At 50.3% G+C, this 24,857-nt stretch carries 22 protein-coding genes and 3 tRNA genes; 24 read left to right on the forward strand and 1 reads right to left on the reverse strand.

The genetic code is table 11. The annotated features are described in order from the left end of the window. Positions 1-36 precede the first annotated feature (36 nt). The 24 genes from clpX to P9J64_07865 all read left to right on the forward strand — a co-directional run bounded on the left by clpX (position 37) and on the right by P9J64_07865 (position 23,427). Positions 37-1,284, forward strand: coding sequence for an ATP-dependent Clp protease ATP-binding subunit ClpX (gene clpX / locus P9J64_07750; GenBank protein ID MDG5468213.1), 1,248 nt, complete (start codon positions 37-39; stop codon positions 1,282-1,284). Between the two features lie 42 nt (positions 1,285-1,326). Beyond that, positions 1,327-3,744, forward strand: coding sequence for an endopeptidase La (gene lon, locus P9J64_07755; GenBank protein MDG5468214.1), 2,418 nt, complete (start codon positions 1,327-1,329; stop codon positions 3,742-3,744). Between the two features lie 102 nt (positions 3,745-3,846). After that, positions 3,847-4,119, forward strand: coding sequence for an HU family DNA-binding protein (locus P9J64_07760; GenBank protein MDG5468215.1), 273 nt, complete (start codon positions 3,847-3,849; stop codon positions 4,117-4,119). A 119-nt stretch (positions 4,120-4,238) separates the two neighbouring features. Continuing rightward, a tRNA-Asp gene (locus P9J64_07765) sits at positions 4,239-4,315 on the forward strand. A 9-nt stretch (positions 4,316-4,324) separates the two neighbouring features. After that, positions 4,325-4,400, forward strand: a tRNA-Val gene (locus P9J64_07770). A 17-nt stretch (positions 4,401-4,417) separates the two neighbouring features. After that, positions 4,418-4,494 (forward strand) — tRNA-Asp (locus P9J64_07775). A gap of 142 nt (positions 4,495-4,636) precedes the next feature. Beyond that, positions 4,637-5,602: a peptidylprolyl isomerase gene (locus tag P9J64_07780; GenBank protein MDG5468216.1), complete on the forward strand. Its 966-nt coding sequence runs from the start codon at positions 4,637-4,639 to the stop codon at positions 5,600-5,602. A 12-nt stretch (positions 5,603-5,614) separates the two neighbouring features. Beyond that, the gene (locus tag P9J64_07785) at positions 5,615-6,649 is read left to right on the forward strand and encodes a hypothetical protein (GenBank protein ID MDG5468217.1); all 1,035 of its coding nucleotides are present in this window, start codon (positions 5,615-5,617) and stop codon (positions 6,647-6,649) included. Between the two features lie 394 nt (positions 6,650-7,043). Beyond that, positions 7,044-7,610, forward strand: a complete 567-nt coding sequence (locus tag P9J64_07790) for a hypothetical protein (GenBank protein ID MDG5468218.1) — start codon at positions 7,044-7,046, stop codon at positions 7,608-7,610. A 194-nt stretch (positions 7,611-7,804) separates the two neighbouring features. Next, the gene (locus tag P9J64_07795; GenBank protein MDG5468219.1) at positions 7,805-8,755 is read left to right on the forward strand and encodes a cytochrome c3 family protein; all 951 of its coding nucleotides are present in this window, start codon (positions 7,805-7,807) and stop codon (positions 8,753-8,755) included. A gap of 123 nt (positions 8,756-8,878) precedes the next feature. After that, positions 8,879-10,084 carry a type II secretion system F family protein gene (locus P9J64_07800; protein MDG5468220.1) on the forward strand — a complete coding sequence of 402 codons (1,206 nt, stop codon included), beginning with the start codon at positions 8,879-8,881 and terminating at the stop codon, positions 10,082-10,084. 15 nt (positions 10,085-10,099) lie between these two features. Continuing rightward, entirely contained in the window at positions 10,100-11,833 is a 1,734-nt protein-coding gene (locus P9J64_07805) for a GspE/PulE family protein (GenBank protein ID MDG5468221.1), read from the forward strand. Then, positions 11,830-12,738 (forward strand): hypothetical protein, encoded by a 909-nt coding sequence (locus tag P9J64_07810; protein MDG5468222.1) that lies wholly within the window; start codon positions 11,830-11,832, stop codon positions 12,736-12,738. Before P9J64_07805 ends, P9J64_07810 begins: the two co-directional genes overlap by 4 nt. Before the next feature lie 5 nt (positions 12,739-12,743). Continuing rightward, positions 12,744-13,298 carry a PilN domain-containing protein gene (locus tag P9J64_07815; protein MDG5468223.1) on the forward strand — a complete coding sequence of 185 codons (555 nt, stop codon included), beginning with the start codon at positions 12,744-12,746 and terminating at the stop codon, positions 13,296-13,298. Beyond that, a complete protein-coding gene (pilO, locus tag P9J64_07820; GenBank protein MDG5468224.1) occupies positions 13,298-13,867 on the forward strand; it encodes a type 4a pilus biogenesis protein PilO in 570 nt (189 codons plus the stop codon). Before P9J64_07815 ends, pilO begins: the two co-directional genes overlap by 1 nt. Next, complete coding sequence (locus P9J64_07825) at positions 13,864-14,676, forward strand: hypothetical protein (protein MDG5468225.1); 813 nt, start codon at positions 13,864-13,866, stop codon at positions 14,674-14,676. Before pilO ends, P9J64_07825 begins: the two co-directional genes overlap by 4 nt. Next, complete coding sequence (locus P9J64_07830; GenBank protein ID MDG5468226.1) at positions 14,660-17,119, forward strand: cohesin domain-containing protein; 2,460 nt, start codon at positions 14,660-14,662, stop codon at positions 17,117-17,119. Before P9J64_07825 ends, P9J64_07830 begins: the two co-directional genes overlap by 17 nt. Before the next feature lie 2 nt (positions 17,120-17,121). Further along, the gene (locus tag P9J64_07835; GenBank protein MDG5468227.1) at positions 17,122-17,613 is read left to right on the forward strand and encodes a type II secretion system protein; all 492 of its coding nucleotides are present in this window, start codon (positions 17,122-17,124) and stop codon (positions 17,611-17,613) included. Between the two features lie 5 nt (positions 17,614-17,618). Beyond that, the gene (locus P9J64_07840; protein ID MDG5468228.1) at positions 17,619-18,026 is read left to right on the forward strand and encodes a type II secretion system protein; all 408 of its coding nucleotides are present in this window, start codon (positions 17,619-17,621) and stop codon (positions 18,024-18,026) included. Positions 18,027-18,145: 119 nt separating this feature from the next. Further along, the gene (ftsE, locus tag P9J64_07845) at positions 18,146-18,847 is read left to right on the forward strand and encodes a cell division ATP-binding protein FtsE (GenBank protein MDG5468229.1); all 702 of its coding nucleotides are present in this window, start codon (positions 18,146-18,148) and stop codon (positions 18,845-18,847) included. Then, complete coding sequence (locus P9J64_07850; GenBank protein MDG5468230.1) at positions 18,847-19,752, forward strand: permease-like cell division protein FtsX; 906 nt, start codon at positions 18,847-18,849, stop codon at positions 19,750-19,752. The genes ftsE and P9J64_07850 overlap by 1 nt, the downstream gene beginning before the upstream one ends. Continuing rightward, complete coding sequence (locus P9J64_07855) at positions 19,749-20,921, forward strand: peptidoglycan DD-metalloendopeptidase family protein (protein ID MDG5468231.1); 1,173 nt, start codon at positions 19,749-19,751, stop codon at positions 20,919-20,921. The genes P9J64_07850 and P9J64_07855 overlap by 4 nt, the downstream gene beginning before the upstream one ends. Positions 20,922-20,936: 15 nt before the next feature. After that, positions 20,937-22,238 (forward strand): S41 family peptidase, encoded by a 1,302-nt coding sequence (locus P9J64_07860; protein MDG5468232.1) that lies wholly within the window; start codon positions 20,937-20,939, stop codon positions 22,236-22,238. Positions 22,239-22,275: 37 nt separating this feature from the next. Beyond that, positions 22,276-23,427 (forward strand): divergent polysaccharide deacetylase family protein, encoded by a 1,152-nt coding sequence (locus P9J64_07865; GenBank protein ID MDG5468233.1) that lies wholly within the window; start codon positions 22,276-22,278, stop codon positions 23,425-23,427. On the opposite strand, the gene P9J64_07870 is transcribed toward P9J64_07865, so the two are convergent. Beyond that, entirely contained in the window at positions 23,415-24,815 is a 1,401-nt protein-coding gene (locus tag P9J64_07870; GenBank protein MDG5468234.1) for a ParA family protein, read from the reverse strand. The genes P9J64_07865 and P9J64_07870 overlap by 13 nt on opposite strands. Positions 24,816-24,857: the final 42 nt, after the last annotated feature.

The raw sequence follows: 24,857 nt of genomic DNA on the forward strand, positions 1-24,857 counted from the left end.
TCCGGACAAGATAGAGTCTTTCAAAGAGGTGAGATAGTGACCCAGAAGAATGGTAGTGGCGACCAATTGACCTGCTCGTTCTGTGGTAAAGCACAGGAAGAGGTGAAGAAGCTGATTGCCGGCCCGGCAGTTTATATCTGCGACGAGTGTATCGAGCTCTGCAAAGATATTATCGCCGAGGAAGCTCAGCTTGAAGAGGTGCCTTTAGGAGGCGGTCAGCTTCCTAAACCGGTTGAAATTAAGGACGTTCTGGACGATTTTGTGATTGGCCAGGAGCGCGCCAAGAAGGTTCTGGCCGTTGCTGTTTACAACCACTACAAACGCGTCGAGGCTTCTGAAAAGGCTGGCGATGTTGAAATTCAGAAGAGTAACATCCTGCTGCTCGGGCCGACCGGTAGTGGTAAGACTTTACTCGCCCAGACTCTCGCCCGGGTTCTTGATGTTCCCTTCGCTATTGCCGATGCCACCAATTTGACTGAAGCTGGTTACGTTGGTGAAGACGTTGAGAATATTATCCTGAGCCTTCTGCAGGCAGCTGATTACGACCTGGAAAAAGCACAGAAGGGCATTATCTATATCGACGAAGTCGATAAGATTGCCCGCAAGTCAGACTCTCCATCGATTACCCGTGATGTGTCTGGAGAAGGTGTCCAGCAGGCTTTGCTCAAGATCATCGAGGGTACGACCGCCAGTGTACCGCCAAAGGGTGGTCGCAAGCATCCCCAGCAAGAATTCCTCAAGGTTGATACGACCAATATACTGTTTATCTGTGGCGGCGCTTTTTCCGGCCTTGAAACAGTGATCGGCCAGCGTGTTGGCGCAAAAACCATGGGCTTCGGTGCCGATTCAGCCCAGCAGAAAGAAGAAAAGATCGGCGAAGTCCTCTGCCAGGTTGAGCCGGGTGATTTGCTCAAGTATGGCCTGATTCCAGAGTTTATCGGTCGTCTGCCGATCGTGGCAACGCTTGACGAATTGGATGAGGAGGCTTTGGTTCGAATCCTTAGCGAGCCGAAAAATGCCCTGGTCAAACAGTACCAGAAGCTCTTCGACATGGAGGGCGTTGATCTCCGCTTCAGTGATGGTGCACTGGTTGCCGTTGCTGCAGAGGCTCTCAAGCGCAAAACAGGTGCGCGAGGGCTGCGCTCCATCCTAGAGAATGCTATGCTTGACGTTATGTATGATATCCCTTCTCAGGATCGTGTCCGAGAAGTCATGATCAACGAAGATGTGGTTTTTAAAGGCACCCAGCCTATTGTTATCTACGAACACGCCGAGTCGGCCTGATAGAGTTCCTGTCGGGCGTGTGCTCAGCTGGAAGATATTTCTATGACAGAACTCTCAGAAGAATCCCTGCCTGACGCTGTAAAACCAGATACATATCCTGTCCTGCCTCTAAGGGACATCGTTATCTTTCCACACATGGTGACTCCCCTGTTTGTTGGCCGACCACGGTCGATTCAAGCACTGGAATGGGCCATGGAGCATGAGAAGCTGGTTCTGCTTGTCACTCAGAAAGACCCCAAAACTGACGATCCCCTGGCGGATGACATGTTTGAGATGGGAACCCTGGGGCAGGTTGTGCAGATGCTCAAACTCCCTGATGGAACTGTCAAGGTCCTGATCGAAGGTCAGGTCCGAGCACGCCTTATCGATCTCGATTACACCGAAGAGTGTATCTTTGCTTCCTTGCAGGAGTTGCCCGATCAGGAAGCTGACTCACCTGAGCAGGAAGCCCTGATGCGCAGCGTGAACAACACTTTCGAGACGTATGCCAACCTCAGCAAAAAAATTCCTGCGGAGATGGTCACCTCGGTAGCCGGCGTCGAAGAGCCCGGCCGCTTTGCCGATACCATCGTCGCACACTTGACCGTTCAGATTTCGGACAAGCAGGAGGTCCTCGAAGAGATGGACTCCCTGTTGCGCCTTGAAAAACTGCTGGCACTGATGGAGCGTGAAGTTGAGATCCTGCAGATCGAAAAAAAGATCCGCAATCGTGTCAAAAGCCAGATGGAGCGCAGCCAGAAAGAATACTATCTGAATGAACAGATGCGAGCCATTCAGAAGGAGCTCGGTGAAAAAGACGAGTTCAAACAGGAATTGCGCGAGCTGGAAGAGAAGATTTCCAAGTCGCGCATGTCCAAAGAAGCGACCGAGAAAGCGACGGCAGAGCTGCGCAAGCTCAAGATGATGTCGCCTATGTCGGCAGAAGCCACGGTTGTGCGTAATTACATCGACTGGCTGGTGGCGTTGCCGTGGAAGAAGGGCACCAAGGATCAGATTGACTTGGATAAAGCGGAAGAGATCCTCGATGAGGATCATTACGGTCTGGAGAAGGTTAAAGAGCGAATCCTCGAGTATCTGGCGGTGCAGGCCCTGGTGAAAAAAATCAAGGGCCCGATCCTCTGCCTGGTCGGCCCTCCCGGAGTCGGCAAAACTTCGCTCGGTCGTTCTGTGGCCCGTGCCATGGGCCGTAAGTTCCTCCGCGTCTCTCTCGGCGGTGTTCGTGACGAGGCCGAGATCCGTGGTCATCGTCGTACCTACATTGGCGCTATGCCTGGCAAGGTTATTCAAGGTTTACGCAAGGTCGGTATGCGCAACCCCGTGTTCCTTCTCGACGAGGTCGACAAGATGAGTACGGACTTTCGCGGTGACCCTTCGTCGGCGTTGCTCGAAGTTCTGGATCCTGAACAGAACAACACTTTTGCTGATCATTTCCTGGATGTTGATTACGACCTCTCCTCGGTCATGTTTATCGCCACAGCCAATACGCTGCATTCGATCCCCGGGCCACTACGTGATCGCATGGAAGTCATTCACGTGGAAGGCTACACCGAAGAAGAGAAGGTTCATATCGCCGAGCGTTACCTGCTGCCCAAGCAATTGGAAACCCATGGTCTCAAGGCTGAGCAGGTTAAATTTTCAGAGGCCGCGTTGCTGGAAATCGTTCGTCGTTATACCAGGGAGGCCGGCGTGCGTAATCTCGAGCGCGAGATCGCGAACGTTTTCCGTAAGATTGCTCGACAAGTCGTCAAGGCTGGCCAGCAAGGTAAGCGCTTCCAAGTCGGTGGACCGCAGATCAAAAAGTACTTGGGCGTGCCTCGCTACAGCTTCGGAGTGCGTGAAGAGGAGCATGGTGTCGGTCTGGTTAATGGCCTTGCCTGGACCGAGGTCGGTGGTGAGCTGCTGACCATTGAAGTGACAATCTTGCCTGGTAAGGGCAAACTGACCGTTACAGGTAAACTCGGTGAGGTTATGCAGGAATCAGCTCAGGCAGCGCTCAGTTACGTCCGTTCTCGTTGGAGCCCTCTCGGCCTGGAAGAGGACTTCTATAGCAGTATTGATATCCATATCCATGTCCCAGAGGGAGCTATTCCGAAGGATGGGCCGTCTGCTGGCATTACCATGGCAACAGCTCTGGCTTCTGCGTTGACCGGGTTGGCTGTCGATCAGGACTTGGCGATGACGGGTGAGATTACGCTGCGTGGTCGAGTTCTTCCGATCGGTGGGTTGAAAGAGAAACTTTTGGCAGCAAAACGTGCCGGAATTCATCGAATCCTGATTCCTCAAGAGAATGAAAAGAATCTTGAGGATGTGCCCATGACGATTCGTCGCTCTTTGGAGATAATCCCTGTCGCGCATATGGATAAGGTCCTTGATGAAGCGATTTTGGGTAGCTTTTCTGTGACGTCTTCGGCTGACAATACAGAATACTCCTTAGAGCCAGAAAAATCGGTACATCACTGACCGTTTTAACCAATTATTTCTTGACTCAATTTTGGAGCCTCTGATATATATAATCCCGTTTTCAGCAGGGCTTAATCATTCTTTTACTAGTGGAGGTATGTTGTGACTAAGGCTGATCTTGTTAATTCAATTGCAGAGAAGGCGGGACTGAGCAAGGCCGATGCAGAGAAGGCACTCAAGGCATTTACGGATGCTGTTACTGATGCTCTGAAGGCAGGCGAGAAGGTCTCTTTGGTTGGTTTTGGTACTTTCAGCGTGGGCGACCGTGCTGCACGTACTGGCCAGAACCCTCAGACTGGTGCGAAGATCGAAATCCCTGCAGCCAAGGTTCCTAAGTTCAAGGCTGGCAAGGCATTGAAAGATTCCATCAACTAAATAGTTGAAGACATGATTGTTTCAGAGTTTCTCTGGAACAGTTGTGGAGCAGTTGAAAATAGGAAACGTTTAAAGATGGGTTTTCCCTTAAAAGCGTTTCCTATTTTCTATCTTTATGCGGGGCTGTAGTAGAGTCGGTTACAACATCGGCCTGTCACGCCGGAGGTCGCGGGTTCGAGTCCCGTCAGCCCCGCCATTAAAATATGGGCGAATAGCTCAGCTGGGAGAGCATCGGCCTTACAAGCCGAGGGTCACAGGTTCGAGCCCTGTTTCGCCCACCATATTTACAATTTGTTCGGGGGCTGTAGTAGAGTCGGTTACAACATCGGCCTGTCACGCCGGAGGTCGCGGGTTCGAGTCCCGTCAGCCCCGCCATTTTTAATCGAGGTGATTCCTGTAGTGGGGGTCGCCTCTTTCTTTTAGTTTTATTGACTTTGATTGGGATTTTTTATAAGTTTCTTACTGGTAATTATTTTATTCGCAGCTGTTTCAAATAGTACTTTAAGGAGAAGCTTGTATGCTTTTGTTAACTAGATTTGTTGGTGTTCTCTTTGTGTTGCTCTACTGTTTATCTTTTTCTGTTGCTTTTGCAGAGCAAAATAAAAATGAGGATAAAGATATCCTGAAGGTTGGCAATATTGTTCTTACAAAGATGGATTTTGATCTTCGGCTCCAAAAGATCATGCCTATGCAGCTGAGTTTTCATGGTGGATTAAAAACCGAAAAATTAAATGAGATTAAAGAGCAGGCTGAAGATGAGTTGATTACTATTGCCTACAAAGCTCTTTATGCTATCGACGAAGAAATTGCAGTTGATCCCGCCACGTTTGATAAAGAATGGGAAAAAGTGCTTAGTAGTACCCAAAACTTTTCAGAAACGTCAAGTCCTTATCTTTGGGGGAAAGTGAGAGCAGGCCTGTATCGTCAATTACTTGCGCAGCGTGCTGAAGAAATAGTAGTGAATGACAAACTTAAATTCTCTGATGAAGAGGTTTCTTCTTTTTATGCAAAGCATGGGGAAATGTTTTTTCAGCCCAAAACATATACAGCAAGCCACATTCTGGTGAAAGTTGATCCTGCCTCTAATGCTGAAGAACGACAATTACTAAAATCTCGTGCAGAGGATCTGCTCGCTAGAGCTAGGGACGGCGAAGACTTTTATAACCTGGCTTATTATGAATCGGACGACCGAAGTAAATATGTCGGTGGCAGTCTGGGCTCTTTTCAAGGAGGGCAAACTGTTGCGGAGTTTGATGAAGCTGTTAAAAATTTGCAGCCCGGTGATATCTCAGACCTTGTGAAGACGATGTACGGGTTTCATATCATCAAGCTTGATGCCGTGGATGAAGCGCGTCAGTTGACGTTTGAAGAAGCCGCACCTAAAATACGCACCCAGCTTGCAGAGACTAAGCGTAAGCAATTATATGAAGCTTGGATGTCTAAACTGAAAGATCAGTATCCCATTGAACGCTTTGACCAATAAATTGTGACAAAAATGTCGAGAGGCCTTCCATTCCTTCTTCTCATTATCGTGTTGGGTTCGCTAAATGGCTGTGTCGGTGCGTCGACACAGCCATTTCTCTGGCAGGACGAAACCATTGATCTTGTTTGGCCGCCCCCCCCCGATGAACCGAGAATCAGCTTTCTTCGCAACTTGAATGGGCCTCAGGATTTTAAAGTTAAGGGTCGAACTTCCGGGGTTTTGGATTGGTTTCTTGGTGAGCGCCAAAAAGAGCTTCCCTTGCTCAGTCCTTTTGCTGTCGCAACCAGTCAGTCTGGATTGATTTGGGTCGCAGATAACGGATCTCGCATGCTCTATCGTCTCGACCTGAATCGTAAAAAGGTCGATTATTTTCAGGAGTTTGCAGGTGCTCGGCTCTTTTCGCCGAGCGGGATCGCTGTTGATGAAGCGTCTCGACGGGTCTTTTTGGCGGATGCCGGAAGCCCAAAAATCTTCGTTCTCGATTTCGAAGGGAATTATCTTGAAAGCTGGGGCCCGACAGGTGGTTTTAAACGCCCTGCTGGATTGGCTTTAGACTCGACAGGTCGGTTGTATGTTGCAGATGTCATGGGTGAGTCTGTCTACGTTTTTAATGTTGATGGATCTTTAGCGAAAAAGCTGCAAAGCCGGCTAACTCCAGATGGCCGTTTCAGAAAGCCACTCACTGTTGCTTTGGGACCAAATGATGAAGTTCTGGTTCTCGACGCAATATTTTTTACCGTTGAGGTCCAGGATGCGCAGGGGTCTTTGCTCGGGACTATTGGCCGGCCAGGAGATGCGGCGGGTTATTTTGCGAGGCCAAAGGGGCTTACTGTGGATCGGGCCGGCCATGTTTTTGTGTCGGACTCGGCATTTGACAATATCCAGGTATTTGATTTGGCGGGAAATCTCCTGATGTTTTTCGGGGGGTCGGGCGGCCAGCCCGGTCGATTCAATCTGCCCGCCGGGCTTTTTGTTGATCATGAAGACCGTTTGTTTGTCGCAGACTCTTACAACCACCGTGTTCAGGTGTTTAAGCTGCTTCATTAGACTTCAGACAACCCTTACTTGAGCCTGTTGTGGCGTATTCTTTGCATATATTGTTGTTTGTGTTTAACACTACACGTCATGTCTACACGCAATTTACGGCCACACTAGGTAGTTGATCATGTCGCAGAATAAATATTTTTTTGTGTTTCTACTTATTGTCCTTTCTATGGTCTCAGCTGATGTGGTCATGTCAATACCTGTCTCAGACACTGATAATAAACATAACCTTTCGAGCTCCGCGACCCATGGAGGACCACACGCTCAACCTGTTTCGACGGGAGGTACGGACCAGATCTGCATTTTTTGTCATACTCCACATTCTGCAACGCCGGGGTCGACTCTTTGGAGCCGCTCTGATCCTAACTCCTCGACCTTTAAGCTTTATGGAGGACAATTGGTCATTAAGGGAGATCTTCCCGGATCCCCTGCGAACTCCGTGGATCACAGCAAATACCAGCTTGCCGGGCCGGATCCCTACCCCAGCGGAGCTTCTCGGCTATGCCTTTCCTGTCATGATGGCGTCACGGCGATGGGTATTCTGAATGATGGCACGTCAATTGCCATGCTCGGCGGGCAGGATGTGGTCACTGACAATGTCCGCGGCGACTTTGTTATTGGAGCAGCGAGTGCTTCTAGCCAAGACCTTTCGACGTCTCATCCGATCTCATTTGTTTACGATAATGCTGTACTTGCCGATATAAATACTGCCCGGCCTGGAACAACCTATCAGTTGCCGCTGAATCTAACAGTTTTTACCCCGCTTGATGGCGAGAACAAGATGCAATGTACGACTTGCCATGATCCCCATGAGGATACAAAGGCGGATGGCTATTCTGTGCCTTTCTGGAGGCATAGAGCAACACCTATTGTTGATCCCTATGATGATGTATGTAACCAGTGCCACATTGGAGGCACTCCTGGCCTTCCTGCTGGTGATCATAACCCAGGGCCAGGAATATGATTGTGGTTAGTATGAACGACAAAGACTTATATGAGGCGTTGCCGAGGCTAGCTTGTGTCCTTTTCTTGTACACTATTTTTGCTTTAACGTTTTTAGTATTGCCTTCTGATGCCATCGCAAAACAAAATTTTTTAAGCGGTTCACATAGCAATAAATCATTAGTAGCTAAAAGCTGTCGCGCTTGTCACAGAGGCATGACCATGGCCTTGAGCGGGGAAGAGAGCTCGTGTCTTACCTGCCACGGGGACGCTGGAGCTCGTGATCTTATGGTACAGGGTGGCTACCTGAAATCTCAAGGAGCGAGCCTTCTGCGTGATATATCGAACGAGCTACGCAAACCCTATAATCATCCGGTTTTAACAGTTCAGGGTGTTCACAGGCAGCTCGAAGCGCTGCCGGAAGAGGTTGTTAACGCGGCCCGCCATTCAGAATGTGTGGATTGCCACAACCCCCACGTTGTTGAAAAGGGCAAGCCCTTTAGAGGCTTGCAAGGGCGGCGGGTTGGCACTTTGATCACTGAGATCGAAAATGAGTACGAACTCTGTTACCGCTGTCACTCGGAAAGTGCCAATCTGCCAGGGAACTCCTCTGATAAACACGCAGAGTTCAAAACGACCAACCCCTCTTTTCATCCGGTCGAAGGCGAGGGCAAGAACACGGTCGTCATCAGTCTCAAGGATCCTTATGTCGCGCAGAAAAAAAGGCCGAATGAGGTTTCTCAAATAAGCTGTGGGGATTGTCATGGTAGCGACGATCCCGCGGGTCCCAAGGGACCTCATGGCTCAGAAAATCAGGGCTTGCTGGTCTTGAATTACCAGACGGATGATGAGCGTCCTGAGAGTGAGCAGGCCTATGCTCTATGCTATAAGTGCCATGATCGCGTGAGCATCTTGTCCAACGAAAGTTTCCCTTATCATTCGTTACATATTCAGGGGCGTATGGGAGGGCAAGATGGCACTTCATGTTTTACTTGCCACGATGCTCACGGAAGTACTCAATATACGAATTTACTCAAGTTCAACGAGGACGTGGTCTTTGAGAATGCAGCAGGCAAATTGAAGTTCGATGCGCAAGGATATTCTGCGCGGCACGGGTCCTGCTCCCTGAATTGTCACGGGGTTGAGCATGACGCTAAAGACTATTAATTGTGTTGTTTGTTCACAAGGCGAGTGGCCGGTCATTTTTGACCGGCCATTTTTCGTTTCAGGTCGATTTAATAGGTTATTTTCATTCAATTTATTTAGGGAATGTGTTAAAAATCTAGGCTAATGTCAACCTACCGCTGTAAAATTGGAACCTCCGATGGTCGGGTCCTCGAAAAGGAGTTCGAGGCGGACAGTCGTGCAGCTCTTCAGGTGAGTCTGGAAGAGCAGGGTTTTTTTGTATTCAAAATCCGGAAGGCGTCTCTGCAATGGTTTAGCAAGGGCGCCGGTGGTGGGAGTATAAGCGGTCGCCGCTTTCTTGGCTTAAACCAGGAAATGTTGGTTCTGATCCGCTCCGGGTTGCCGATTCTTCAGGTTCTCGACACCCTGGTTGATCGCATGGAGCCAGGAAGCCTGCTCAATACTCTGCAGGATATTCGTAGTGACGTGAAAGGCGGCAGTTCATTGTCCGATGCCTTCGAACGTTTTCCGAAGATGTTTCCTCAGCTCTATGTTGCTTCGTTGCGCGCCGGAGAGCAGTCGGGTGATTTGCCGGTTACTCTTGCGCGCTATATCGAATATCAGAAACGAGTAGAAGCGATCAGGGCGAAGGTTCGCAGCGCGACCTTTTATCCGATTCTCTTGGGGCTCGCGGTGACTGTTGTTCTTGCGTTCCTGCTGTTATATGTCATTCCAAGTTTCACCCAGGTCTACGCTGATGCAAATTTGCAATTGCCTTTATTGACCCGCATGGTGATCGCTCTGGCCAATGGCCTGGTGTCTGGCTTGCCGGTTTGGTTGCCCGCTTTGTTGATTACATTTTTCCTGTTAAGAGCTTATGCCCGTACTGATGTTGGAGCCTTTCAAGTAGATCGTGTCAAACTGAAGCTGCCGTTCTTTGGTGAAATGCTTAACGAATATGCTCTGTCGACATTCTGTAGAACCTTTGCGACAACGCTCGCCAGCGGTATTCCGATTGTTCAGGCGATGCAGATGTCGCGTGCAACTTTGAATAATCGAGTTCTAGAAACAAACCTCTCGGCGGCGGTTAATCGCATCAATGAGGGCGCCAAGATTTCGGAAGCTCTGGAACAAACCGGAAATTTTCCGGTCATTGCCTTACGTATGATCGGTGTGGGTGAAACCAGTGGCTCTCTGGTGGATATGCTGACGGATGTCTCAGAATATTACGAGGATGAGGTCGAGCGACGACTTGATCGACTGACAACGATGGTAGAGCCATTAATGATGATGACTATGGGGCTCTTGATCGGTGGAATTGTCGTTGCCATGTACATTCCCATTTTTCAAATGGCAGGTACGGTACAGTAGGCTGGAGCATTGAATATGCTGTTTGAACATCGTAAAATCGGTGAAATCCTGGTCGAGATGGGGGCTCTTGCTCCGGCGGAAGTGCGTCTTGTCGTCGATCAACAGCGCGAGTCCGGTCAGCGCTTCGGTGAAACGGCCATCGCTCGTGGTGTGCTTTCCGATGATGTCGTCGCGCAGGCCCTTGCCCAGCAGTTTGGCCTTGAGTACGCTGACCTCGACACTATCGTTGCAGACCCTGCGCTGGGCGAGAGTCTCCCGCCCGAGTTATCCATCCGCTATAATTTTATCCCTCTGCAGAAAACTGAAGAGGGTCTGGTGATCGCGATCTCCGACCCGACCAATGTTGCAGAGCTCGATGACCTCGAAATGCAGCTTGATATGCAACTCGTCTGTCAGGTCGCTGCTCGCAGTAAAATCACCGCCCACCTTGGGCAGGCTCAGGGATCAAAGCAGGTTCTGCAGGAGGTCTCGGAAGACTTCAAGCTGCAGCTGGTCAAAGAGACAGACAAAGGCGAAGAGGTCCTGTCGATTGAAAAATTGACCGATGACAGCAGTCCGATTATTCGTTTGATCGATTCAACCCTCTTTGATGCGCTAAACAAGCGCGCCAGTGATATTCATATCGAGAGCAGCCCTGATGGCGTGCAGATCAAGTACCGGGTCGATGGTGTCCTGTTCCGTGCCACGGAGCCTTTGGACGGCCGCTTCCAGGGGCCAATCATCTCACGTATCAAGGTCATGAGTGAACTCGATATCTCTGAGAGGCGTATACCCCAGGACGGTCGCTTTAAAGTGCGCATGGCGGGCAAGTCGATAGACTTCCGTGTCTCCATCATGCCGAGTATTTTTGGTGAAGATGCGGTTATCCGTATCCTCGACAAAGAAAGTATCGCCAAGGATCTGCACGGTTTGACTCTCGATGTCCTTGGCATCGAAGGGCATGAGTTAACTCGTTTTCGTCGCATGATCCGTGAGCCTTACGGTATGGTTCTGGTCACCGGCCCGACCGGTAGCGGTAAGACGACGACTCTTTATGCAGCTTTGACGGAGATTTATAACGAACAGGAAAAGATTATCACCATAGAAGACCCCGTTGAATACCAGCTCAAGGGGGTCGTCCAGATTCCGGTCAACGAGAAGAAGGGGTTGACCTTTGCCCGCGGTCTACGCTCCATCCTGCGTCATGACCCCGATAAGATCATGGTTGGCGAGATCCGTGACCCGGAAACAGCTCAGATCGCTGTCCAGTCAGCTCTTACGGGACACCTGGTCTTCACCACTGTGCATGCCAATAACGTTTTTGATGTCCTTGGCCGTTTTCTGCACATGGGAATTGATGCTTATAATTTTGTGTCCAGCTTGAACTGTGTGGCAGCTCAGCGGCTGATTCGCAAGATCTGTGTCCATTGCAAGCAAACTGTTACTTACGAACGTGAAGACTTTATCGACTCCGGTCTCGATTACGACAAGCTTAAGGATCATACCTTCTACGAAGGGGCCGGCTGCAAGGAATGTAACGGTCAGGGCTATCATGGCCGTACCGCCATTCTTGAGCTGCTTGACCTGGATGACAATTTACGCGACCTGATTATCAAAAAGGCTTCTGTGAGTCAGCTCAAAGAGGCGGCGCGTGCTGCAGGCACTTCGTTCTTGCGAGATTCTGCCATAGAGAAATTGCTTAAGGGCGAGACGACGATGGCTGAGATCAACCGAGTCACCTTCGTTGACAAAGCAGGGGGGGGCTCATGAGCAGGATATTTGTCGGTGTCGACGTCCAGCCTGGCGGACTTTACTTCGCGGCTCTTCAACGAAACCGGCCCAATACACGCCTGCTCGGTTTACGCTTTGAAAGCCTGGAAGGGGTTTTGGACGTTTCCAGCCGACAGCCCAACATTCGTGACGCCAGGCGCTTTGTCGAAGGCTTAAGACGCGGAGTTGATGCTTTGGCAGGACAAGAAGAGCGTATTGCCCTGAGCCTGCCTGATCGCGCCGGTCGCATTTATCTTACAGATGTGGATGCGCCATTTAAAACTCATCAAGAGGGGGTTGATATCCTCAAGTGGCGGCTCAAATCGAATTTGCCGGCGCCGCCAGCCCAGATCAATCTTGATTACCAGGTCCTTGAAAAACGTGACGATGGCCGGCAACGATGTGTTGTGGCAGCTATTGCCCAACCTGTTCTCGAACAGTATGAAGATCTCGTCAATGAAGCCAACAGGCATGCGATCCAAATCGATTTTCATTCACTGAACCTCTACAATTACTATCGTCCGCGTCTCGACCTTGGCGAAGAGTTCATTCTGGTCGGAATGGAACATGGTCTTTTGAGCATCCAGTATGTGATTGGCCACAGCCTCTGCTATCAGCGCGTCCGTGAATTCAAAGTGGACCCACAACGAGCTTTCCAGGAAATCCACCGCACTCTTGTCAAAGCTTATGAGTCTTTCCCGGCAATGAAGCGCTGTGCTATCTTTGCCCATGTTGATCCTGATATGGACGGCGATATCGACAAGCTCCTCTCAACCGCCTTTGAGCGTGAGGTCAAGTGTCTGGATTCAGGCTTGAAGCGCTTTAGTGGTGATGGGAAAACAGGCGGTTTACAGCCTGTTGGTTCTGTCATTGCCGCCCTCGGCGCGGCAGAACGTATGATGTGAAGCCTATGGAAATTAAACTTAATCTTGCCAGCAAGCCTTACCTGAACAAGCAAAGTGTTCGTCTCTGGATACTCTTTGGCTGCACTCTTATGGTCTTGTTGCTGATTTTCAACGGCTTTCACGCTTATCAGAACTACAGGCAGTTGGGTGTGCTTGAGAACCATTTTAAAGAACTGGAAGCTCAGGTCGCCACTGTACCGGGTGTCCCGGCAAATTACTCGCTCGAGAATCATGCCGTTGTCAGGGAGAGTATTGCTCTGGCAAACGATTTTGCGGCGGCGGATCAATTTCGTTGGACAAGGTTGCTGAGCCGTTTCGAAGAACTTGTTCCTGACGATGTCAGTCTTCGTTCAATCCGGCCGAATTTCAAAGAACGATCTGTTCAACTTACTTGCGTTGCTCGTGATGTTGCCTCCATGACAGCTTTTGTTGATAACCTGCTGGGCTCAGACGATCTCAATCAGGCCTATCTTCAGAATCATGCTGAGATCGAGTCGCAACCCGGTGGCCGTGGCCAGATGCAGATCGGGTTTTCCCTGCAGATAAGAGAGGCCTTCTGATGCGAATCAAAGAACTTCTCAAACTGCTCTGGACAACCCACCGAGGCTCATTGCTTTTGCTCGGAATTCTGCTGGTTTTAAATGTTGCTCTCTCCGTAGCTCTTGAGCAATTTGTCGTACCACAAGTTGCTGCAGAAGAAGGTCGTTTCCTGAAACGGCAAACCGAGGTCCGCCAACTGCTGCGTAATCAAGGTGGGAGCGCAGAAACTCCTGAACAACTCTACGTCTTTGCCAGTCAGGATTTCTCAAAGTTTGAGCAGGCGGTGCCTGAATACCGAGAATTCACCGGGTTGATAGAAGAACTACTGGTTCTTTCCAGTCAGTCACGCCTGAATATAACTCAGATCAGCTATGCTTCTGAGATGTTGAAAAAAAGTCCGCTGCTCAAATTTGATCTTAATTTTAGTGTTGCGGGAGACTACGAGCAGGTTAAAAAGTTTATCTATTCTCTGGAACAATCGGTTCGACTGATAACGATCAAACAGATCAGCCTGCAGAGTGTCGATAACGAAGGTGTCAAGTTGGGTTTGAGCCTGGAAACGCTTTTCCGGCCAGGGAGGCGTGAGTGATGAATCGCAAACGCATGATACTGGCGTCTCTGCTGGGAGTGCTGGCCCTTTGCCTGGTTTATGCCTATTTTGCAACCCCGAGGCTTGAGAAAGCCCCGCCGAGAAGTGCGAGCAAACGCACACGTTCAGTCGTTGCAAAGGCACCGGATAAACTACAATCGAAGGTTTCTCAAGAGCGCATTGATTTTACCTTTCTGGAATCAGAAGAGCAGGAGTTCCCAGGCGCGACGCGTGATGTCTTTCGCTTTGTTCAAAGGCGGCCAGAGCCGATTGCCGTTGTCGTTGAGGAACCGGAGGTTCAAGCGCCACCACCGGTTGTTATTGAAGAACCGATGGTGCCGGTTGAAGTTGTTCAACAAGCCCTGGCGCAGTTTACCTTTCTTGGCTTTCTGGACAAGGGTGGTGAAAAAACAGTTTTTCTTTCCAGTGAAGGCAGTTTGTTTCTCGCCAAGCGTGGAGAAAAATTCGGTCTTGATCTGGAGTTTACGGTTGAGGATATCAGCGGTGACCTTTTGCTGGTTCGTCCTGACGGACGCGATTTTTTGATCGACATCCCGTTGATTGAACATCAAAAATTACAAGCATCGGTCAGCGCACCGGCTCATTTGCCACCAGCGGAGACGGTCAGTCAGCCGAAGTCACGGGTTTTTAATCCAAAGCGGAGAATGTTGCGTCCTGCAGCACCTCAGGGAAGTGAAGAAGATTTCCCCGGGACGATTGAAGAGAATAACCCCGAAGGAGAGCAGGACGTTGTCTCGCCTGTCGAAGGGGATGCGTTAGAGGGAGAAGTCAATGGTTCGAATCAATAAGGTCCGTTTTGCAGGATGGATCGTCCTGTTGCTTGCAGTTCTTTGGCTTGGGGGGTGTACCACCGCCATGCAGGCTCGTTCAGCTTTTGAAGAAGCCGAGCTTCTTGCCGACGAAGAAAATTACGACCTGGCGATTGAAAAATATGCCGAAGCAATCGAGTTAGAACCCAGCAGCAAAACCTATCGGTTAAAAATGGTCTCTGCCAAGACACGTGCCGCAGCCACGCATATCAGGAGAGCACGTGCTCTGAAAGAGGAAGGTAAATATTCCGAGGCGGTAGAAGAGTATCGTATAGCGGAAGGTTTTGACCAGAGTGTAGAGGTCGCTGCTCAGGAAGCGAATGAGCTACTACAACTTATTGAAGCTCAGAAACTTGCTGAAGAAGGTGCATCTTTCTGGGGAACAGGAAAGCTGCTCCCGGCAAGAAAGGCCATCGAAAAATCTTTGAAGCTGGACCCTCAGAATGCCCGTGCTTTGGCGATCAAAGATCTAATCGAACGCGATCAAAAGAAAATTTCTATGGATGGCATTGAACTGGACGTGGCCTCAGAGGAGCCGATCACCCTGAGTTTCAAGGATGCTGACATCAAAGAAGTCTTTGGAATCCTGTCGCAACTGAGTGGAATCAACTTTATCTTTGATGAGGAGATTCGCGATCAGTCCATTTCTGTTCTTCTGGAAAAAGCCAGCTTCCTCCAGGCGATGGAACTGATTCTACAGATGAACGCTCTTGATAAGAAAGTCCTCAACGGCAAGACCATTATTATTTATCCGCAATCCCGCGAGAAAAACAAACAGTATGACGACCAGATTATTCAAACTTTCTACCTGTCACATATCGATGCTAAGAAAGCAGTCAACCTGTTGCGCACCATGCTGCAGTTACGCAAGATTTACGTCCACGAGGAGCGGAATGCTATCGTCGTACGTGATAAACCAGAGGTTATTAAACTGGCGGAGCAGATTCTCCAAGCCGCTGATCGCTCGGATTCTGAGGTGCTCTTTGATGTCGAAGTTCTTGCGGTCAGGGACACAGATAACCTGAATTTTGGCCCTAAGCTTAGTACTTATTCGACAAAGGTTGGTTTTGGTGCAGTGACAGGTGCCGACGGCGTCATCGGCGCGATTCCCGACTCTATAGTCACACAAAGTCTCAGCGGGCTAGAAACCTTCTATACGGTTCCCTCGGCCACTTTTGATTATGCGAAGACCTTGAGCACGACAGAGCTTTTGGCGAGCCCTAAAATTAGGGTCAAGAACAACGAAAAGGCCAAGGTCCATATCGGCAAGCGTGACCCGATCGTAACTACGACACAAGTCGGCACCTCCGACTCAACGACTCAGAACGTCCAGTATGTTGACTCCGGTATTAAACTCGACATAGAACCAACGGTGCAGCTTGATGGGACCGTCCTGACGAAGATAACGCTGGAAGTCAGCACGGCAGAAAGATTGGATTCTACTGATACAACAGGTGAATCACCGATTGCTCTCACTACAACCAATGCACAGACCTCCCTGGTGTTGCTTGATGGCGCACGGACCATCCTCGGTGGCTTATTCGAAGATAACACCAGTAGCACTAAAACCACGTTCCCCTTTCTCGGTGAGATCCCATTTCTTGGCGACCTGTTCTCGAATTTCTCAAATTTTGAGGAGAAGCGCGAAATAATCCTGTCGATAACGCCCTACATTATCAAAAAAGTCGAACTTCCTGATGTCGATATTGCCACTATCTGGTCCGGTGGAGAAGACGATCTTAAGGACGGACCGAATTTTGGTTCTTTTGCTCAGCCTTTGCTGAGTGAGGTAGAAGCGACCCAGCCTCGTACTTCTCCTGCTGCCAAGCCCCCGCAGTTGAAAATGACTTCTGATGATGAGGCACCATCGCTGAACGAGACACCGGTCCCGACGCAACCGATAGTTCCTACGGAACAAGTAATGCCACCCGTTGAAGCCGTTCCACTCGAAGTGCTTACTGAACAGGTGGAAATCGGTGCGCCCATCGTTTTGCCAATGCCTGAAAAAGCCCCTGCTTCCATTAACTTTTCCGGGCCAAAAGAGGTTAAAAAAGGTTCTGAGTTTTCTCTTGCCGTACAAGTCAAAGACGTAGAGCAACTTTACAGCGCACCTCTTTTTGTCAAGTATGACCCGGCTATTCTTGAGCTGATGAGCCTCAATGAAGGAGTTTTCCTCAAACAAGATGGCCAGTCCACGGTGTTCTCCAGCAGCCCCAATCGCACTACGGGGCAGGTTATTGTCGGTTACAAGCAGGGAACCGGTGGTAAGGGCGCTTCAGGGGCGGGCGTTTTGTTCAACCTCAATTTCAAAGCTCTTACAGAGGGAGAAACGACGCTTGAAGTGAATCGTGTCAATTTCCGTAACCCGGAAGGTGTCCGTCTGCAGGTTGCTCCTGAGCCGGTCACAATAGAGATCCGTTGAGTCTGTCGCACTACATATCAAGGTCTAGAGGACAACGTGGCCTGACTCTCTTGGAGATGATTATTGCCCTGGCGATTCTGGCTGTCCTTGCCACGGTGGTTGTGCCGATGGCCGAGGTCACAGCGATGCGTGGCAAAGAATTGGAGCTGAGACGCTCTTTGCGCGAAATTCGCACCGCGATTGATCATTACAAGGCTGATTTTGATAAGGCTGTAGAAGAAAAAAAGATTATTGCTGCGATCGACGAAACCGGCTATCCGGAGGACCTTGAGTCTCTTTTGGAAGGCGACGATTGGGGCGGTCTCTACCCTTATAAACGCAAATATCTGCGGCGTTTGCCGAAAGACCCTTTCGACGAGTATGATGAGGGCTGGGGGTTGCGCTCATACAAGGACGATCCGGATTCGACTTTTTACAGTGGTGACGATGTTTACGATGTTTATTCCCAGAGTCAGCGAATGGCCCTGGATGGCACACCTTACAACACGTGGTGAAACGCATGAGCTTGCAAGATAAAAAAAGATCACAGCGGGGTTTTACGCTGATCGAGTTGCTGATCGTCATGTCCATCATCGGCATCCTGGCCAGCATTGTTGTGCCGAACTACCAGCGCAACCTGATAAAGGCCCGCGAAGCAGTACTGATGGAAGACTTGCACCAGATGCGTCGTGCTATCGATGCTTATTTCGCCGATAACATCAAATATCCCGAGTCGCTCGAGGACCTGGTCGACAGTAAATACCTGCGTGACATACCTCGTGACCCCTTCACTAAGGAAACAGATACCTGGGAAGAGGTTGCACCGACCCCTTCTATTGAAGGTGAGTTTGCCGAGGGCGGGATGGAGGACGTGCATAGTGGTAGCGACCTGATCGGGCTGAACGGTATTCCTTACCGGGATTGGTAGACACAAGACTTCAGACCCTGTCATGATCAGTCATTATATGACTGGAACTGACTCGGTCCCCTTTGGTTCTCGTCAGGTTATGCCTGTCCTTTTAATTCGATCTTTACAGATGCAGGATTATGATTCAGCTCTTTAATGTCTGCAAGGCATACCAGCGTGATCAGAACGCTCTGAACGATGTCACTCTCAAGGTCGAGAAGGGCGAATTCGTTTATCTGACCGGGCCCTCCGGTGCGGGTAAGTCCACCCTGCTCAAACTCCTCTACTGTGCTGAACGCCCGACGCGTGGACAGATCCTTGTTAACGGGCGCAATATCACCCGTTATGGGCCTGCTCGTATCCCTTATCTCAGGCGCAATCTCGGTATCATCTTCCAGGATTTCAAATTACTGAAACGACGTACTGTCTTTGAAAATGTCGCTTTTCCTTTAGAGGTTCAGGGCCGCAAGCGATTTGAAATCAGCAAGAAGGTCTACCAGACCCTGAAAAGCGTTGGGCTTGAACATCGCCTCAATCATTACCCTTTACAACTCTCCGGCGGTGAACAGCAACGGGTTGCTGTCGCACGAGCCCTGGTGGTTGATCCACTGATCCTGTTGGCGGACGAGCCGACAGGGAACCTTGACCCGGAAGTGACTCTTGATATCATGGGTCTCTTCAAAGGGGCGAATGCCCGCGGCACAACCATTATTATGGCGACACATGATCGCAGCTTGATTCGTGAGTTCCCCAGACGGATTGTCTCGCTGGATGCGGGTCGTCTCGCCAATGATGATTTGCCACTCTTTCGTGGCACTGCCGTTAAAGCGGGGCAACCCTGATGCTCTTACGCTCTGGTTATTTCCTGAAACGTGCCTTGCGTAACATGCGGCAAAGCCCTGTGCTGAGCCTGGCCTCGATTGGCACTGTCGCCGTCGCTCTGGCTCTTCTGGCCTTTTTTGCCATCGCCGTTCTGAACGTTCAGCAACTGACCGCTTCATGGGGTGAGAATCTGGCTGTGGTTGCTTATCTCGAGGATGTCCCGGAAAAAAAAGTTGTTAATGGCTGGATCAAAGAGATTGAGAGCTATCCTGAGGTGGAAAAGGTCACCTTCGTGTCTCCCAAGGCCGCGCTTGAGCGTTTTAGCCAACGTCTCGGCGACGATGCGGATCTGATAGAGGGTCTTGGCGAAGATGTCTTGCCGGCATCCCTGGAGATATCTCTTGGTAGTGAGTGGCGCAGCAAGTCGTCTTTGACCTCGGTTGTCGAACGATTACGCAAGGATCAACGCTTTTCTGACCTGCAATATGGCCAGGGCTGGTTGGAGAAGCTGGAGGCTTTTCTCCTCTTGTTGCGCGTGGCGGGTTCTGCGCTCGGTGGCTTCCTGGTTTTTGCGGCATTGATCATTGTTGCCAACACGATCAAGCTGACTCTCTATGCGCGTCAGGATGAACTTGAGGCAATGGCAATGGTTGGTGGGACGTCACTGTTCATCAAACTGCCTTACCTGGTTGAGGGTGCACTTCAGGGGCTCCTTGGAGGATTAACCGCACTCGGTTTGAGCTTTCTGGTGTTTCAGATTATTCTGCAAAAAACCCTGGGAAGTCTGCTGTTGATCACCGGTATCGACACGATTCATTTCCTGCCGCCTGTCTGGCAAGGTTCGTTGGTCGTTGGGGGCGGGCTCATCGGCCTGATGGGTAGTCTTTTTGCCTTGCGTAAGTTTGTACGTTTCGGAGTGTCATGAAAAGGCTGCGTGACGCAATCGGCAAGAGGGTTTGTGCGCTGTTGTTTGTCGGTCTTGCTGTGTCATTTGTCCCGTCTGCTGTTGTTGCTGACGACCTGAATGAGAGCAAAGAACGCCTCAATAAGATCCAGAAACAGATCGAAGAGGCCTTGCAGGGGCTGCGTAACAAAGAGTCGCAAAGCGGTACCCTCTCGGAAGAACTCGCTCGTCTCTCAGCTGAAACGCGCAGAATTGAAAAGCTGACTCAAAAAAGTAACCAACAACTCTCAGAGCTTTCTGCTCGCCTGGAAAAACAGCGCCATTCCCTCAAAGAGATTGAACAGCAACAGGACCAGACTGAACAACAGATTCGTCACCGTCTCGTGGCCCTCTACAAAACCGGCGAAGTCGGTTTGATCAAAGCCTTGCTCTCAGAAGCGGAAAGTCCGCGTGAAATTGCCGAAAAGTATGTTTTCTTGTCCAGAATGGTCAGACATGATCGTGCCCTGCTCGTCGAGTACCGCCAACAATCGGAGTCTCATCGTGTTCTTATGGTTGAGTTAGAGGCTTTGCGTAAAAAGCAAGCCGCTGTGGTCGACCGCCGCAAAGACGAAAAGGAAGCTCTCCGCAGAGCACGAAACAGTAAAAAAGCTCTGCTGGCTAAAGTGAATCAGGATGCTGACCTGTTGGAAGGCGTTGTGCAGGAATTAAAGACCAAGGCCTTGCGTCTTAACGGGCTCGTTAAAAAACTTGAAACAGAGCAGACGCAACCCTATACTGGGCCTTTGGATGGCCTTTCTTCGCAGAAGGGCCGTTTGTTTTGGCCTGTCCCAGGCAAGCTAAGGGTTGGTTTTGGGACCAGCCGTCATGGCGATCTTGGTACGCTCATTGAGAGTCATGGCTTCGATATAGAAGCGGCTTCCGGAACCCCTGTGAATGCTGCGGCTGCAGGTAGAGTCATCTTTGCCAAACGTCTGCGTGGTTATGGTAAACTGATGATTGTCGACCATGGAGAAAAGTTTTATACCCTCTATGCTCATGTGGCCAGTTTCACAAAGAAGCTTGGAGACATGGTTGCTGCTCAGGAAGTGATAGCTTTTTCTGGCTTTGAAGGCCGGGATGCTGTTTATTTTGAGATTCGCCAGGGGGGCAAGCCTATTGACCCATCGAGCTGGTTGAGGCCGCGTTAATATCTGGAGGAAAGTATGCGTCAAAAAAAACGACCAATTCTTCTGCTGACCAGCGTTCTTGTTCTGTTGTTCGGTCTACTCTTGTTCGGTCGTATTGATGTGCGTCAGGCCGATGCCGCGACAGACTACCAGGAGCTGCAATTATTTACGGACGTGCTGACGATCGTCAAGCGTAGCTACGTGGAAGAGGTGACAATCAAGGACCTGGTTTATGGTGCCATCGATGGGATGCTCGCTTCACTCGATCCTCATTCAGGCTTCATGTCTCCGGAAATTTACAAGGAGATGAAGGTTGACACCCGTGGCGAGTTTGGGGGCCTTGGCATTGAAATATCCCAACGAGACGGGGTACTGACCATCGTTTCGCCTATTGAAGACACTCCCGCTTCACGTGCCGGTTTACAGGCTGGCGACCATATCCTGAAAATTGAAGATGAGTATACAAAGGATATGGAAATCATGGAGGCTGTGCAGCTCATGCGTGGCAAACCAGGAACTTCAATTTCTATTACGATCATGCGGTCAGGTTTTGAGAAACCTCAGCCTTTTATCCTCGAACGTGAAGTCATCAAGGTCAAGAGTGTAAAATCAAGGACTCTCGAAAATGGCTTTGGTTATGTCCGCCTGGCCCAGTTCCAGGAACGCTCAGGCGAGGATCTTGGTAAGGCCCTGGACAGGTTGCGGAACGAAAATGGCGGTTCCTTAAAGGGGCTGGTGCTGGATCTTCGCAACAACCCCGGCGGTCTTCTGGATCAGGCTGTTGAAGTGAGTGATAAATTCATCACCGAGGGTTTGATCGTTTATACCAAGGGCCGCGAAGACGATGCGCAGATGGAGTTTTCCGCTTTGCGTAGCGGCACCGAACCCGATTACCCAATGGTTGTTCTGATAAACGGTGGCAGTGCCAGTGCTTCGGAGATTGTTGCAGGAGCCCTGCAGGATCAAGGTCGTGCGGTGATTATGGGGACGCAAAGTTTTGGCAAAGGTTCGGTACAGACGATCATTCCGCTGAGTGATGAATCTGGTCTGCGTCTGACGACTGCGAAATATTACACGCCGAACGGGACTTCGATTCAGGCCCGGGGCATTGTTCCTGACATCGAGGTGATGCAGAGCGAAGTGAAAAACGTTAAAGATATGAGTCATTTTCGGGAAAAGGATTTGAAGAATCATTTCAATACAGAAACTAATGGCGACGACGCCCCCCAAGAGGAAGAGACTCTCCTCGATGAAGAGACCCGCAAAGACTTTCAATTGATGCGTGCCCTTGACCTGCTTAAAGGCTGGACGATTTTCCAGGGTTTGAAAGCCGCCTGAATCAACCCTTTATCGGTCTAAACAAGAAGAGTTGTTGATGAAGAAACGAACCCAGCGGCGCCGCCCGAAAAAGCGGCGCCCTGATTTTTTATTGAAAAACAAGCTCCTTTTGTTGATTCTTGGAGTGGCCGGCCTGCTGGTCTTCAGTATGGTGTTTTTTGCTCGTATGGAAGAGCAACCATCCGCTCCGGCTCCAAAGCCTGTGGCGAAGCCGCAGGTGGACCCCCTCAAGAAAGTTCATGCAGAGGTTGAGGCGTTTCTGGCTGCTCTTAATGTTTCTGGCAAGGACATTCAGCGGGATCTCAGTTATGAGCCTGCCCGCTACATGCTTGAAGGCGCCTTCCCTGCTCCTGAACTGGTCGACGGGTTTAAGGCCCGAATCCAGCAATTACCCGGTGACTATCTCGTTCGTTTCCGTGAATCCAACTCACTGGCTGTTGAGAACAATCGCCGCACTGTGATCGTTCTCCACTTTGTATCGCCGAAACCTGATCTGCCTGACGGACCTCTTGTGACGATCATCATGGATGATCTTGGCAGGAGCCTTTACATGGCAGAGGCTCTTCTGGCGTTGCCGCAGGCAGTGACTTTTGCAATCATTCCTGGAGAAGCTCAGGCTGTTCAGGTTGCCGAACTCGCTTATGCCGGTGATCGTGAAGTCATGTTGCACACACCTATGGAACCTCAAGGCTATCCTGCTGTTAATCCAGGAGAAGATGCCCTCTTTGTAGAATATAGTGATCAAGAGATTCGCAGACGTTTAGATCAGTTCCTGGCGTATATCCCACACGTAACCGGCATCAACAATCATATGGGGTCGCGTTTTACGGAAGATGCCAGAGCTTTAACGCCGGTTATGAAAAGTCTCCAGGAAAAAGGCTTGTTTTTTGTTGATAGCCGAACGACAGGCCGTACGCTAGCCGCTGAGACCGCACGCCGTTACAATGTGCCAACGATGGAGCGTGATGTCTTTCTGGATAATGTCGCCGAGGTGAATGCGATTGTGACGCAAATACAGAAATTGGAGGCTAAGGCACGCAAACAGGGCATGGCGATTGGTATCTGCCACCCCTATCCGGAGACGTTGGAGGCCCTGCGCAGAGAGCTTCCCGGGTTGGTCGAACGCGGCATCTCGCTGGTGCCGGTTTCAGTTCTGTTGCAGAAAAAAGCTTTGGCTCAGGGGAGTTGAGTTCCGACCTTGTTCATGATGGCGGAAAAATTTGCATAGTTCTGGTCGTAGAGGATTTCTTCCGGGAGATCGGAACTGACCTTACGCAACAGCAGGAATTCGCCTTCAAGTCGGCCCTGGTCGTTAAAGAGCGTTCTCTCGAGAAGAGGAAAGAGGTCTGATCTTTCTTTGGAGAGCAGACGCTTTTCAAACTCCTGCAGGTCGATCGTTTTGTGCGAGACTTCCAATCCGCTATCGTCGAAACGATAGAAAGACAGCTTCTGTTGATAGAAGTTTTTCGTATGCGGGGCTCGTTGCAAGAGGAAATAGGATCTTTGCGCTGATTCGCGAAACAATTCCCAAACCGGGTCATGCGTTTCAATGGAGCGTTTTGCCCCATAAAAATAGCGGAAAACCAGGCTGGTAAAACATTCCTCCTCAATGAAACCGGAGACCTTCAGGTCTGAGGTCTGGGCGAAGTAGCCGGCCATGCCGATGCTCTCTTTGCTGACGAGAGGGTTGCCGCAGACCAGGCAGTTGGTCGCAAGGTTGTCGCGTCGCAAAGCGTAAGCACCTTGATGCTCTACTTCGGCCTCGGCCATATCTATGCGATACTCGTCCAGGCGCCTAGTCTCCTTGTCGAGGGTTTTCAGATAAACCTGGCGAGCGATGTGGGTCATCTGTACATGGACTTCGGTCTGGCGACCGTGACTGAGGATCGGATAGATCTTGCCTTCGGGGTTGGTGTTGAGTGACTCTACCTTGGGGCTTTTGGCAATGAAGCCTTCCATGCAACGATAGCCGCGGTTGATGGCATAAGCTTTCAAGAGTTGGTAGGGGTCACTAAAGGGCCCATCAAAGTGAATACGGCCATCTACCAGGCAGGGCAGGATACGTAATGGTCGTCGCGAGATCCCATGTGAGTCGAAGAATTCGTAGATGTGCCGGCAGTTGTCCATGGAGGGCGCGTCTTTGACTGGCACGATCACACGATCTGCAGCATAAAGTGCACTCTGGGTGAAAATATCCAGATCGGGCCGTGTATCAATAATGATAATGCCGCCAAGAGATGACATTGCCAAAGCGCGGGCCAGTGCTGTAGGGTCATCAAGCTCTCGCCGCATGATGTGCAGCTGTTTACTGGATGGAATGTACTGGACGCCATATTCCCCGGTCTCTATCAGGTCGTCAGGGTTGCTGCCTGTGAAAAGGCCCGTAACATCTCCTCGCTCGGGTTGCCGCTTTATCCTGAACATTTGGTCGACCGAGAAGTGGTTGTCGAAGCTCAGCAAGGTGACCGGAAGATCTTCGTGGAGGGCTTTCAGGTAGATGGCAAGGTTCGTTGCCAGGGTGGTCTTGCCGACCCCGCCTTTTTCACTTGAAATTGTTACAATGTACGGTGCAGACATAAGGTTCCCTTGTTGATTCAGGCTCTCCAATATATAGGGTTA

The sequence above is a fragment of the Deltaproteobacteria bacterium IMCC39524 genome, assembly GCA_029667085.1.
GTDB lineage: Bacteria > Desulfobacterota > Desulfuromonadia > Desulfuromonadales > BM103 > M0040.

Excerpts from the sequence above, each read along its gene's own strand:
- P9J64_07850 (MDG5468230.1), top strand. The coding sequence starts at position 18,847 with ATGCTCTTACGCTCTGGTTATTTCCTGAAACGTGCCTTGCGTAACATG.
- ftsE (MDG5468229.1), top strand. The coding sequence starts at position 18,146 with ATGATTCAGCTCTTTAATGTCTGCAAGGCATACCAGCGTGATCAGAAC.
- lon (MDG5468214.1), top strand. The coding sequence starts at position 1,327 with ATGACAGAACTCTCAGAAGAATCCCTGCCTGACGCTGTAAAACCAGAT.
- P9J64_07785 (MDG5468217.1), top strand. The coding sequence starts at position 5,615 with ATGTCGAGAGGCCTTCCATTCCTTCTTCTCATTATCGTGTTGGGTTCG.
- P9J64_07815 (MDG5468223.1), top strand. The coding sequence starts at position 12,744 with ATGGAAATTAAACTTAATCTTGCCAGCAAGCCTTACCTGAACAAGCAA.
- P9J64_07855 (MDG5468231.1), top strand. The coding sequence starts at position 19,749 with ATGAAAAGGCTGCGTGACGCAATCGGCAAGAGGGTTTGTGCGCTGTTG.
- P9J64_07800 (MDG5468220.1), top strand. The coding sequence starts at position 8,879 with ATGTCAACCTACCGCTGTAAAATTGGAACCTCCGATGGTCGGGTCCTC.
- P9J64_07795 (MDG5468219.1), top strand. The coding sequence starts at position 7,805 with ATGACCATGGCCTTGAGCGGGGAAGAGAGCTCGTGTCTTACCTGCCAC.
- P9J64_07865 (MDG5468233.1), top strand. The coding sequence starts at position 22,276 with ATGAAGAAACGAACCCAGCGGCGCCGCCCGAAAAAGCGGCGCCCTGAT.
- P9J64_07840 (MDG5468228.1), top strand. The coding sequence starts at position 17,619 with ATGAGCTTGCAAGATAAAAAAAGATCACAGCGGGGTTTTACGCTGATC.
- pilO (MDG5468224.1), top strand. The coding sequence starts at position 13,298 with ATGCGAATCAAAGAACTTCTCAAACTGCTCTGGACAACCCACCGAGGC.
- P9J64_07860 (MDG5468232.1), top strand. The coding sequence starts at position 20,937 with ATGCGTCAAAAAAAACGACCAATTCTTCTGCTGACCAGCGTTCTTGTT.
- P9J64_07810 (MDG5468222.1), top strand. The coding sequence starts at position 11,830 with ATGAGCAGGATATTTGTCGGTGTCGACGTCCAGCCTGGCGGACTTTAC.
- P9J64_07780 (MDG5468216.1), top strand. The coding sequence starts at position 4,637 with ATGCTTTTGTTAACTAGATTTGTTGGTGTTCTCTTTGTGTTGCTCTAC.
- P9J64_07805 (MDG5468221.1), top strand. The coding sequence starts at position 10,100 with ATGCTGTTTGAACATCGTAAAATCGGTGAAATCCTGGTCGAGATGGGG.
- P9J64_07870 (MDG5468234.1), bottom strand. The coding sequence starts at position 24,815 with ATGTCTGCACCGTACATTGTAACAATTTCAAGTGAAAAAGGCGGGGTC.
- P9J64_07830 (MDG5468226.1), top strand. The coding sequence starts at position 14,660 with ATGGTTCGAATCAATAAGGTCCGTTTTGCAGGATGGATCGTCCTGTTG.